Below are 12125 nucleotides of genomic sequence, written 5' to 3'. Positions count from 1 at the left end.
CGAAAATCGAGACTACGCAAGATAGTTCAGTAGCTGAACCTCTTTAGAATACAAAAATACTTTTTTGTCTAAATATTTGGAATTTATAACAGTACCTTTTTTATTGATAAAGTTAGACTAGTGTTTAACTTCAGTTTTTTCAGTAGTTACAGCAACTGTAGTATCTTTTACAGTAGAATCTTTAACTGTAGTATCAGTAGCAGTTGTATCAGTTACGATAGCTGAAGAATCAGTTAAAGTAGTATCAGCACCGTCAGCTTTTTTCTCTGAATTACAAGCTACAACTGATAAAGATAAAGCTAAAGCTAAAAAGCCTAATTTGAATGCATTTTTCATTTTTAAATTTGTTTTAAGGTTTTATTATCGTTTTAATTACCAGTTAATACCTAAATATTTAAAAGGTAACCCAAGAAAATATAAAAAAAATAAAAGCCCTTAAATTGATATCTAAGGGCTTTTTTATTGGTAAAGTTAGACTAGTGTTTAACTTCTTCAGTAGTAGTTGTAGTAGCTTTTACCGTAGTATCTTTAACTGTAGAATCTTTAACCATAGTATCAACAGCAGTTGTATCAGTGATGATAGTAGAAGAATCAGTTAAAGTTGTATCAGCGCCATCAGCTTTTTTCTCTGAGTTACAAGCAACAACTGATAAAGATAAAGCTAAAGCTAAAAAGCCTAATTTGAATGCATTTTTCATTTTTAAATTTTTTTAATTATTAATTAATTTACCATTAATGCCGCAAAGGTAAAAAGGTAACCCGATTATTATAAAAAAAAATAAAATATTTTTTGTGGCTTTGGGTTACCGTTATAATGTGGATAGTATTAAGTATAGATAAGTAGCTAGAGATATTTTTTTTATCTAATATTGGGTTACTATTTAAAGAAAAATGTATTAACTGGTGAATAACGGTTTAAAGAGTTCAGTTCCAACAGATAGAGAGGTTATTTTAGGTATTCTAAATAACTCAGAAGATGCCCTTAACAAGTTATATAAAGCGTATTATGCAATGGTATTGCAGTTTATACTTAATAACAATGGCAATGAAGATGATGCGAAAGATGTTTATCAGGAAGCAATAATTGTTTTATACAATAAGATAAAGCAAGGAGATTTTGAGCTAAGCAGCAAACTTAAAACATATATATATTCGGTTTGCCGTCGTATTTGGCTTAAAAAATTAGCCCAAAACAGTAAAAAGGCGGGTAACATAACCGATTACGAAGATGTGTTTGTTGTTGATGAAGATGTAGAACAACACGAAGAGAAAGATGCCGCCTTTGTAAAGATGCAATCTGCCTTGGAGCATTTAGGTGAACCTTGTAAAACCATTATTCAGGATTTTTATATCCACAATTTATCCATGCAGGATATTTGCGAAAAGTTTGGCTACACCAATACTGATAACGCAAAAACACAAAAGTATAAGTGCTTGCAAAGGTTAAAGAAAATATTTTTTCAACATTAGTAATAGAAATGAGAAACGATTTAGAGTTAGATGCGATTATTGAAGATTATCTTTTAGGTAAACTCAATGCACAGGAGGTTGAAGCTTTTGAGCAGTTGCGCCGTAATGATGCAAGTGTTGATCATAAGGTAGTTTCGCATAAAGTGTTCTTACATACAATGGAAGAATACGCACAACAGCTATTGCTAAAAGATCAGCTAGATAAGATTCATGCTGAAATTGATGTTGAAACAATTGCAGCAGCAGTTGGACCTCATCCTTCTAGGGTTGTTCAATTGTGGCGTAAACATCGCTCGGCAATTGCAGTCGCAGCTTCTTTTATTGTTTTATCGTTTGTCTCGATTTATTCTATACAACATAACAGTCAGCAAGCTGATAAATATGTTCAGTTGAGTAAACAAGTTACAAATGCCGTTAAAACTCAAAATAACCTTATACGTAAAATAAGCACCAATAATGCAACGCCTAACAAACAGTTAAACCCTGGTAACTTCGGTGGAACTGGTTTTGCAGTTTCTACAAACGGCTACATTGCAACAAATTTACATGTTATTAATGGAGCTGATTCAGTCTACATACAAAATAATCAAGGCGAATCATTCAAGGTAAAAGTAATTCTTAAAGATCCGGAATATGATATTGCCATATTGAAAATTGATGATAAAAACTTCAAAAACTTAACTGCATTGCCTTATACAATTAAAAGAAATAGTACAGGCGTAGGAGAGAATGTTTACACCTGGGGTTATCCGAAAGATGATGCTGTTTTAGGAGAAGGTTATGTGAGCTCGAAAAGTGGCTTCATTGGCGATACGACTCAATATCAGGTTGCTATACCATTAAATCCAGGGAATAGCGGTGGTCCGTTGTTAGATAATAATGGTAACCTTGTTGGTATTATTAGTGGGAAGGAAACTTCAGCTGAAGGCGCATCATTTGCCATTAAATCAAAATATATTTTAGATGCCATGAGGGCAATTCCTCAAGATTCGTTAGGGAAGAAAATTTCAGCTAATAGAAAAAATGCGTTATCAGGCTTAAAACGTGCTAAGCAAATAGAAAAACTGCAAGACTACGTTTTTATGATTAAAGTTTATAATTAATTTACCCAAACAAATTAATATGCTTAAAACCTTGTCGGCTAAGACCTTCAAGGTTTTTTTATGCATTATTATTTTGTGCTGAAATCAGGAACGTTTACCATTATTTGCCTGACTATCTTTTCTATATTGCTTTAATATTATATAAAATCTATGTATTTACTATTCTATTGATTAAATTTGTTTATCAACATAAATTAAAAATATAATTATGAGTATTAGATTAGGCGACATCGCACCAAACTTTCAGGCAGAAACATCGATTGGTAAAATTGATTTTTACGAATTTTTAGGCGATAGCTGGGGCGTATTATTTTCGCATCCGGCAGATTATACACCCGTTTGCACAACAGAACTTGGAAGAACAGCAGCTTTAAAGAGCGAGTTTGAGAAACGTAATGTAAAGGTATTAGCTATAAGCGTTGACACCGCTGAATCACATAAAGGTTGGATTAATGATATAAATGAGACGCAAAACACTTCTGTAGAATTTCCTATTATCGCCGACCCGGATAAAACTGTAGCAAATTTATACGATATGATTCATCCTAATGCTTCAGAAACTTTAACTGTTCGCTCATTATTTGTAATTAGCCCTGATAAAAAAGTAAAATTGATTATTACTTATCCAGCTTCAACAGGTAGAAATTTTAATGAAGTGTTAAGAGTTATCGATTCTTTACAGCTTACAGCAAATTTTAGTGTGGCTACGCCAGCGGATTGGCAAGATGGTGAAGATGTTATTGTTGTAAATAGTATAAAAACTGAAGATATACCTGCAAAATTTCCAAAAGGGCATAAAATTATCAAACCTTATTTGAGAACAACACCTCAACCGAACAAATAAATCAATTTTTGTTTAGATAAAATGAGATTTTAATTTAATTTTAGGTCTCAATTAATTATATTTGATTGTTTTGTTTCGAAATTATCAATTTTTCTTATAGTTTATTCAATTATATCGTTTTATTTGTGGTTGAAAACTAGAAACAAATCTTTAAGGGTTTAATTTTCTCAATTTTTTATTTTTTTTATGGCTACTGGAAAAGTTAAATGGTTTAATACTCAAAAAGGCTTCGGATTTATTGTTCAAGAAGACAATAAAGATTTATTTGTGCATTTTAAGGATGTTTTAGGTGGGATTGATAGCTTGCAAGAAAATGATCAGGTTGAATTTGAGGTTGCTGAAGGCCGCAAAGGTTTACAGGCAGTAAATGTTAAGAAAGTTTAAATCGATAATATTTCTAAATATCCCTATAAAGTCTTTCATTTTATGAAAGACTTTATTTGTTAATAATATTGGATAATATCAGCAGAAATTACAATTAGTTCATTTTGCAAGTTTTTAGTGAAAATTAGAAAAGCATCTTTTTCGCTTTTGATTTTAAATTTTTTAACCAAATCTTCAGCTTTCGAAGGATAGTTTCTAACGATGATATTTCCTGCTAAGGCCTTTTGCTTTTTTAGTTCATTGCCTTTAATAATTGAGTTAATTTTAAAAATTCTGCCAGGAAACAAATGTTTAATTTCTTTTGATACATACAGCTGAGTTTGTTGATGCAGTTTCTTCAATCCATATTTCGAACCAATTAAATTGAAGGCACCAGATTTTAATAGCGATGCATCAGGTTCATATAAGTAATCATTTATAAAAATTTCATCGGCATAAACTGGATTAGCATTTGCTTCATCAATTGAAAACTCAAATTCTTTTTCAAATTCATTTAGCGTAACAGCAATAACCTTAGTACTGCCCCAAAAATTTTTATCGATTACCCAAACTAACTCTTTACATTCATTTTTAACACTAACGATATGAACTTCGCTTACGCATTTCAACTCAGATAGACCTGCAGTAACATCTAATAATGGTGCTGTTTTAATGATTAATCTTTCTGTGTAGCTTAAGATTTTATCAAGGTTAGTCACAACATCTGGCGTACAATCTTTCAATAAAAAAACCTTTCCTTTTTCTGCCCTTCTTGCCGGATCGATATAAATTGTGTCGTATTTAAGGTTAGCTTTTTCAAGATATTCTAATCCATTAACGGCTTCAAAACTGATATTTTTTGCGTTTAATTGTTCTGCATTATGTTTTGCTATTTCTGATAAATCTTCATTAATTTCACAATGGGTAACCTCTTTAACAGATTTTGAAAAATAATAAGCATCTATTCCAAAACCACCAGTAAGGTCAATTAAGGTATCGCCTTTGGCTAATTTTGATTTGTATTTAGCTGTAATTTCGGATGAAGTTTGTTCAATTGAAAGGCTAGGCGGGTAGTAAATTTTTGGTGTAGAAAACCAGGTTGGCAGCTTTTTCTCAGACTTTTTCTTGGCTGAAATCTGATTTGCAAGCTCTGCTGAAGAAATGTTTTTAAACGGAGATTTAGATAAGGCAATTTTACTTACATCTCTACTTAAATTTAAATTGATGTAGTCCTGTACTTCATTCTCAAAAATCTCCTCATTCATTGCCTAAGAAACTTTGTTTTTCATCACCATTTGACAAGTATGCCGACTTTTCACCTCTAACAAAATTTCTTTGTTTAAAGTCACTCTATCAATGGTTTGCTGATTGTAATATCTTATGGTTACCAATTCCAAATCCTTATTATATTTTACAATAAACTGGGTAGAAAGTTCATCTATCAACTTTGCTATCTTTTCTTCATTATCATCTACACTTACCGAAAAGCTAATGGCAGAATTAAGCATAGTATTAATCTTAACCCTGTGCTTATGAAATAAATCGAAAATTTTGCTCAAATTTTCCTCAATAATAAAAGAATAATTTTTTGGAAAAATTGAAATAAGCGCCTGATTTACTTTAAAAATAAAGGATGGTATTGGTAATGGATTGTTCTCCTTTGTTATTGCAGTTCCATTACCTTCTGGCGTTATAAAGGAACGTACAAATAGGGGGATACCTTTATTCTGTAGCGGTTTTATTGTTTTTGGATGAATAACTGTTGCGCCATAATAAGTAAGTTCAATTGCATCATGGTAAGATAACTGGTCTATTTTTTCAGTTTCATCAAACCACTTTGGGTCTGCATTTAAAACACCAGGAACATCTTTCCAAATGGTAAGTGCATTTGCATTTAGACAATAAGCAAAAATTGCAGCAGAATAATCTGAGCCTTCTCTACCTAAAGTGGTTGTGTAATTTTCGCTTGTTCCGCCGATAAAACCCTGTGTAACGATGATGTTTTGAGATAATAGTGGTTTCAAATCTTTATCGATAATTAGATTTGTTTTATCCCAATCTACTTTTCCTTCGCGGTAAGTGTTATCGGTTTGAATATAGTTTCTTGCGTCAGCCCAAAGCGTTTTGTTGCCGGTTTCGTTTAGCCATGAAGCAACAATTTTAGTAGAAACCACTTCACCGATGGAAACAATCTGGTCGTAGATATAATCAGGGTCATTATCTGGTTCATCCTCCAAAAGCCAATCAATTTCTACAAAAGTATTGGCAACATCATCATAAACCGGGACATGTTTTCCTTCGAATAGCGCTTCAATTATCTCAAAATGGAAATGCTTAACTTCTTCAAAGATTGAATGTGTATTTTCATTTTGGTTTAAATATGCATAATTAAGTTCTTCTAATTTATTGGTGATTTTACCCATTGCAGAAATTACAATCAGCAATTCACCATTTTTATAATTGCTAACAATATTTGCTAAATTTCTAACACCATCCGCATCCTTTACCGATGCCCCACCAAACTTAAAAACATCCATAGGTTAAAAATCCTTAAGTTGAGACTCTGATAATGAAGCGTTTAACCAATCCGCTTCAAAATTTGCAGCATATTTATTGTAAAAGTTAATTGCCGGTTCATTCCAATCTAAAACCTGCCATACCATTCCGCTATAGTTGCCATTTTTAGCTTCATTAATTACGGTTTCAAAAAGAATTTTACCGATGCCCTTTCCTCTAAAATCTTCGGTAACAATAAAATCTTCAAGATATAATCTACAACCTTTCCAGGTAGAATAACGTGTATAATATAAAGCAAATCCTACAACTTTATCATCAACTTCAGCTACGAAGGCTTTCCACACCGGGTTTTTGCCAAAACCTGAATCTACAAAGTGCGCTAAAGAAACGGTAACTTCTTCTGGTGCTTTTTCGTAAACGGCCAATTCATTTATTAATTCCAATAATCTTTGGCAATCATCAGCAACCGCCATTCTAATGTTGATATTCATATTTAGACAATTTTTTCTTTAAAGGTCATGTAGAATAGCCCACGGCTATTTCATGTTTAATTAACAGATGGATTAGCTTTAAAATGTTTAATTATTCTCTTCCCAAAAATGCTGCTTCCAATTCTAACCATCGTGCTGCCTTCTTCAATAGCTAACTTGTAATCAGCACTCATTCCGGTTGAAATCTCTTTGAAAGCCTCCTCATCCTTGAAAAAACTTTGTTTAATGCCATCGAAAAGCACTTTTAGTTCGTTAAATTCTATGGTGATTTGCTTTTCATTTTTGGTATTAGTTGCAATTGCCATTAACCCGGTAATGCGAATGTTCTTTAATCCAGCATATTCCTCCGAACGTAAGATTTCAATAATCTCATCATAACCTAAGCCGAATTTTGTGTCTTCATCAGCAATATAAACCTGCAGCAAACAATCAATTACCCGGTTATTTTTTTTTGCTTGTTTATTTATTTCCTGTAATAATTTTAGGCTATCTACACCATGAATAAGCGATACAAAGGGTGCAATATATTTAACTTTGTTACTTTGTAAATGCCCAATCATGTGCCACTCAATATCTTTTGGCAATTCAGTTTCTTTATCAACCATTTCCTGAACATGGTTTTCGCCAAAAATTCTTTGTCCGGCGTCATAAGCTTCTAAAATCGCCTCATTCGATTGCGTTTTTGAAACGGCAATCAGTTTCACATTATCAGATTCTACTTCGTTTTTATATTTTTTAAGATTATCAGCTATGCTCATTTATACCTATTTTTGTGTAAAATTAACAACCTTGCCGCAATTTGGGCAAAAAATAATAATTAATTAAGCATGAGAATTTTGATATGCTTTGTATTGGCTTTAACTTTTTTGTTTGCCTGCAAAGAAAAGAGGCCAAAAGATATAATTCCACCGGAGCAGATACAACCTATATTATATGATATTCATGTAGTTGATGGATACATTTCAACGATCAGTAATTTAGATTCATCGAAAAAGGTTGCATCTGCATATTATAGAGGGATTTTTAAAAAATATGGAATCGACTCAGCCAAGCACGCTCAAAGCATGAAATATTATTATGCTCATCCGGCAGAATTGGCAGAAGTTTATAAAAATATCTTCAATAAATTGGAGAAACAAAAAGTAGTAATGGAGAAAGCGGATTCAACTAAAAAAATTAAATTGGTTGAAGCGACGGTAGCGAAATAAGTATGTTATATCCCGAAAATTGTTTAGAGCGTTTAGGCTTTTTAGAAATAAAGCAATTAATTAGTAAGCATTGTTTAAGTATCATGGGGCAAACTATGGTATCGAAAATGCAAGTTATGACTCGTTTTGACCAAATTGATAAATTTTTGCGTCAAACTAATGAGTTTAAAAGTATCATCCAAAATCAAGAACCACTACAGATTAATACCTTTTTTGATATTAAATCATTAGTTGAAAAAATTAGGGTAGAAGGAACTTATTTATTGGAGGATGAGTGGTTTCAGATTTACACTTCTCTGCAAACTGTTTTCTCTGTTTTAAGATTTTTTGAGGACAGGGCAGAGGTTTACCCAACGCTTGAAGCTTTGTTTGAGCATCTTCCGATTGAAAAAAATATCTTACGTAAAATTGAACAGATAATTGATCCGAAAGGGAAGATTAAGCCCAATGCTTCAAAGGAATTACAGGAAATTACTGCTTCAATTGCTAAGGCGGAGCAAGATGTAAGGAAGCGAATGGACTCGATATATAAACAAGCCATTGCCAACAATTGGGTTGCCGATGGAAGTTTAACCATTCGTGATGGTAGAATGTGTATTCCGGTTTTGGCCGAGAATAAACGTAAGCTAAAAGGTTTTGTACATGATGAATCTGCAACCGGACAAACGGTTTACATTGAGCCAGAAGAAGTTTTTGCGTTAAATAATAAGCTACGTGATTTAGAATTTGATAAACGTAGAGAAATCATTAAAATATTAATTGCGTTAACTGATGAACTGCGTCCATATTCGCCATTATTATTATCTTATCATGGTTTTCTTACCAAACTAGATTTTGTTAGGGCTAAAGCTTTATTTGCCATAGAAATTGAAGCTGAAATGCCAGGTTTGCTTAAAGAACCAAAGGCAAAATTGATAAACGCAAGGCATCCTTTGTTGTTATTATCTTTTGCCGCTGATAAAAAGACAGTAACACCATTAAACATTCATATTGATACTGAGACTAGAATTGTTTTAGTATCAGGACCAAACGCAGGCGGAAAATCGGTATGTATGAAAACCGTTGGTTTGCTACAAATTATGTTGCAAACGGGTTTACTAATTCCTGTTGATGCAAATAGCGAGGTTGGAATTTTTGATAATATTTTTGCTGATATTGGTGATGACCAATCCATCGAGAGTGATTTAAGTACCTACAGTGCGCACTTGAAAAAGATGCGCTATTTTGTAGAACACGCATCTCCAAAGACAATGGTTTTAATTGATGAGTTCGGAACGGGAACCGATCCACAGTTCGGTGGTCCGATGGCAGAAGCGGTTTTGGAAGTTTTAAACAATAAGAAAGTTCGTGGTGTAATCACAACACACTATTCTAATTTGAAGTTGTTTGCCGGTAATACTAACGGTTTGGAAAATGCATCAATGTTGTTTGATAATTCCAAAATGAAGCCATTGTACATTTTAGAAATGGGAAAACCGGGTAGTTCTTATGCGTTTGAAATTGCTCAAAACATCGGCTTACCGAAAGAAGTAATTCAATTGGCAAGAGAAAAGACAGGTTCAAACCAAAATCGGGTTGATACCATGTTGGTTGATTTGGAGCGTGAAAAGAAAACCATTTACGATGCGAAAGTGAGTTTGGCTAATCAACAAAATAAGGCTAAAAACCTGGTTGCTGAAAATGAAAAGCTCAAAGCTTTTTTAGATGAAAATCGTAGAGTTTTAATCAAAGAAGCCAAACAAGAAGCGCAAAATATTATCAAAAATGCGAATAAACTGGTTGAAAATACCATCGCTGAAATCAAGGAAAAACAAGCTGATAAGTTAGTTACCAAAGAATTAAGGCAGAATTTACAAAAGGAGTTGGTGAAAAATGAGGTTAAAGTAGAAAAACCGAAACCACAGCCTTTGGTACTTGGTGGCGAAATTGAAATTGGTGATTATGTGAAGTTTAATGATAGTGAAACCACAGGTCTTGTTTTAGAAATCAATCGTAATGATTTGGTTTTAGCCATTGGCGATTTACGTTCGAACGTTAAAAAGAATCGTGTTCAGAAAATTAGTAATCGCGAAGCGAAAAAAGCGGTTCAAAGTTTAGGAAATTCCTTTGCAGGTAGAATGAATGATGCGGTTTCTGGTTTCAGGGCTGAATTAGACTTACGCGGTAAAAGAACTGAAGATGCACTTTTCGAGGTTGAAAAATACCTGGATAAAGCGATTATGCTCGGCTTTCCTTCAATTAAATTAATACACGGGAAAGGCGATGGTATTTTAAGGAAAATGATTCGCGAGTATTTACGAAAATACAGTCAGGTAAATAGGATGGAAGACGAACATGCAGATAGAGGTGGTGATGGAATAACTTACGTTTACCTCAACTAAAATCTAAAAGAATTATTTTTTCTTATTACCTGGGCACTTTTTACAGCGCTTGCCTTTTTTAAATTTCTCACAGCATTTTTTATGTTCTGCCATGCAGCTGAAAATAAAACCAATCCCTTTTTGAAATTCTGGGTCTGTTGGGATAATAAATGTTTTGTCGTCTCTCTCGTAAATCATTGCAGCACAAAGGTAACTGTTATTTAGAATAATTCCAATTGATTATTCTTTAATGGTGTTTTATACTTAACGGTATATTTTAGATTATGTTTTGTACTTTAGTGGCCTAACCAAAAATTCATAAAATGATAAATAAAGTTGTATCAGGAGCTGAAGAGGCTATCCAAGATATATCTGATGGCGTTACCATTATGCTTGGTGGTTTTGGTCTTTGTGGTATTCCAGAGAATTGCATAAATGCTTTGGTTGATAAAAAAACCAAGGATTTAACCTGTATTTCTAATAATGCAGGTGTAGATGATTTCGGAATCGGCTTGATGCTTAAACAACATCAGGTTAAAAAGATGATTTCTTCTTACGTTGGTGAAAATGCCGAATTTGAAAGACAACTTTTAAGTGGAGAATTAGAAGTTGAATTAATTCCGCAAGGAACTTTAGCAACAAGATGTTTGGCCGCAGGTTACGGAATGCCGGCGATATTTACACCCGCAGGCGTAGGTACTGAAGTTGCCGAAGGTAAAGAAATCAGAAACTTTAGTGGAAAGGATTATCTTATGGAATATGCATTCGATGCGGATTATGCTATAGTAAAAGCCTGGAAAGGGGATACGGCTGGAAACTTAATATTTCGTTCTACAAGTAGAAATTTTAATCCGGTTATGGCGATGGCAGGTAAAATCACCATTGCCGAAGTCGAGGAATTGGTTGAAGCCGGCTCACTCGATCCAGACCACATTCACACTCCCGGAATTTATGTTCACAGAATTTTTCAGGGAAAAGATTATGAAAAGAGAATAGAACAAAGAACGGTAAGGAGATTATAATAAGATAATTTTTTACTGGTTCATTTAAAATTCTCTAATTCAAAATTCAATCATTAAAAAAAATGAATTTATCTAAAGAAGAAATCGCACAGCGTATTGCTAAAGAAATAAAAGACGGGTATTATGTTAATCTAGGTATAGGAATTCCGACGCTGGTTGCAAACTATATCCCAAAGAATATAAATATTGTTCTTCAATCAGAAAATGGATTGCTGGGAATGGGACCATTTCCTTTTGAGGGAGAAGAAGATGCAGATTTAATAAACGCAGGGAAACAAACCATTACCACTTTGCCAGGTTCTTCAATATTTGATTCTGCTATGAGTTTTGGAATGATAAGAGCACAAAAAGTTGATTTAACTATTTTAGGTGCAATGGAAGTTTCAGAAAATGGTGACATTGCCAACTGGAAAATTCCTGGCAAAATGGTTAAAGGAATGGGGGGCGCAATGGATTTGGTAGCATCAGCAAAAAATATAATTGTTGCCATGCAGCATATAAACAAGGCAGGAGAAAGTAAACTTTTACCGAAATGTACTTTGCCGTTAACAGGCGTAAAATGCATTAAAAAAGTGGTTACAGAGTTAGCTGTTTTAGATATTTTACCTGAAGGAGGTTTTAAACTTTTGGAACGAGCACCTGGTGTTGGTATAGATTTTATTAAACAATCTACACTCGGTAGGTTGGTAGTAGAAGGAGAAATTCCTGAAATGAGTTTGAATTAAAATAATAAAGGCCCTGAATTTA

General features: G+C 33.3%; 14 protein-coding genes. 8 read left to right on the top strand and 6 right to left on the bottom strand.

Annotated features, from left to right (window positions below; all coding sequences use genetic code 11):
* Positions 1-117: 117 nt before the first annotated feature.
* Positions 118-336 (bottom strand): hypothetical protein, encoded by a 219-nt coding sequence (locus QWY86_RS02125; protein ID WP_047801271.1) that lies wholly within the window; start codon positions 334-336, stop codon positions 118-120.
* A 140-nt stretch (positions 337-476) separates the two neighbouring features.
* The gene (locus QWY86_RS02120; RefSeq protein WP_290238188.1) at positions 477-698 is read right to left on the bottom strand and encodes a hypothetical protein; all 222 of its coding nucleotides are present in this window, start codon (positions 696-698) and stop codon (positions 477-479) included.
* 205 nt (positions 699-903) lie between these two features.
* On the opposite strand from QWY86_RS02120, the gene QWY86_RS02115 reads away from it, so the two are divergent.
* The 4 genes from QWY86_RS02115 (at position 904) to QWY86_RS02100 (ending at position 3801) form a co-directional block, all read left to right on the top strand.
* Positions 904-1470: an RNA polymerase sigma factor gene (locus QWY86_RS02115; protein WP_290238186.1), complete on the top strand. Its 567-nt coding sequence runs from the start codon at positions 904-906 to the stop codon at positions 1468-1470.
* An 8-nt stretch (positions 1471-1478) separates the two neighbouring features.
* The gene (locus tag QWY86_RS02110; protein ID WP_290238184.1) at positions 1479-2573 is read left to right on the top strand and encodes a trypsin-like peptidase domain-containing protein; all 1095 of its coding nucleotides are present in this window, start codon (positions 1479-1481) and stop codon (positions 2571-2573) included.
* A 208-nt stretch (positions 2574-2781) separates the two neighbouring features.
* Positions 2782-3417 carry a peroxiredoxin gene (locus QWY86_RS02105; RefSeq protein ID WP_290238182.1) on the top strand — a complete coding sequence of 212 codons (636 nt, stop codon included), beginning with the start codon at positions 2782-2784 and terminating at the stop codon, positions 3415-3417.
* Positions 3418-3603: 186 nt separating this feature from the next.
* A complete protein-coding gene (locus QWY86_RS02100; protein ID WP_290238180.1) occupies positions 3604-3801 on the top strand; it encodes a cold-shock protein in 198 nt (65 codons plus the stop codon).
* Positions 3802-3860: 59 nt separating this feature from the next.
* On the opposite strand, the gene QWY86_RS02095 is transcribed toward QWY86_RS02100, so the two are convergent.
* From QWY86_RS02095 to QWY86_RS02080, 4 genes are read right to left on the bottom strand one after another with little or no spacing between them, the layout of a single operon-like run.
* A complete protein-coding gene (locus QWY86_RS02095; protein WP_290238178.1) occupies positions 3861-5045 on the bottom strand; it encodes a THUMP-like domain-containing protein in 1185 nt (394 codons plus the stop codon).
* A gap of 3 nt (positions 5046-5048) precedes the next feature.
* On the bottom strand, positions 5049-6317 hold the full coding sequence (locus QWY86_RS02090) for an aspartate kinase (protein WP_290238177.1): 1269 nt from the start codon (positions 6315-6317) through the stop codon (positions 5049-5051).
* 3 nt (positions 6318-6320) lie between these two features.
* Positions 6321-6788: a GNAT family N-acetyltransferase gene (locus QWY86_RS02085; RefSeq protein WP_290238175.1), complete on the bottom strand. Its 468-nt coding sequence runs from the start codon at positions 6786-6788 to the stop codon at positions 6321-6323.
* 56 nt (positions 6789-6844) lie between these two features.
* On the bottom strand, positions 6845-7546 hold the full coding sequence (locus tag QWY86_RS02080) for a YggS family pyridoxal phosphate-dependent enzyme (RefSeq protein ID WP_290238172.1): 702 nt from the start codon (positions 7544-7546) through the stop codon (positions 6845-6847).
* A 69-nt stretch (positions 7547-7615) separates the two neighbouring features.
* On the opposite strand from QWY86_RS02080, the gene QWY86_RS02075 reads away from it, so the two are divergent.
* The 4 genes from QWY86_RS02075 to QWY86_RS02060 all read left to right on the top strand — a co-directional run bounded on the left by QWY86_RS02075 (position 7616) and on the right by QWY86_RS02060 (position 12103).
* Entirely contained in the window at positions 7616-7996 is a 381-nt protein-coding gene (locus tag QWY86_RS02075; protein WP_290238171.1) for a DUF4296 domain-containing protein, read from the top strand.
* A gap of 2 nt (positions 7997-7998) precedes the next feature.
* A complete protein-coding gene (locus tag QWY86_RS02070; RefSeq protein ID WP_290238169.1) occupies positions 7999-10377 on the top strand; it encodes an endonuclease MutS2 in 2379 nt (792 codons plus the stop codon).
* A 302-nt stretch (positions 10378-10679) separates the two neighbouring features.
* Positions 10680-11378 (top strand): CoA transferase subunit A, encoded by a 699-nt coding sequence (locus QWY86_RS02065; protein WP_290238168.1) that lies wholly within the window; start codon positions 10680-10682, stop codon positions 11376-11378.
* 62 nt (positions 11379-11440) lie between these two features.
* A complete protein-coding gene (locus QWY86_RS02060; RefSeq protein WP_290238166.1) occupies positions 11441-12103 on the top strand; it encodes a 3-oxoacid CoA-transferase subunit B in 663 nt (220 codons plus the stop codon).
* The last annotated feature ends 22 nt before the right edge of the window (positions 12104-12125 follow it).

The organism is Pedobacter aquatilis (assembly GCF_030409415.1).
In the GTDB taxonomy this organism is placed as follows: Bacteria; Bacteroidota; Bacteroidia; order Sphingobacteriales; family Sphingobacteriaceae; genus Pedobacter; species Pedobacter aquatilis.
Note: the sequence above shows the minus strand (reverse complement) of the source record. Positions and strands in the feature narration are given on the sequence as shown.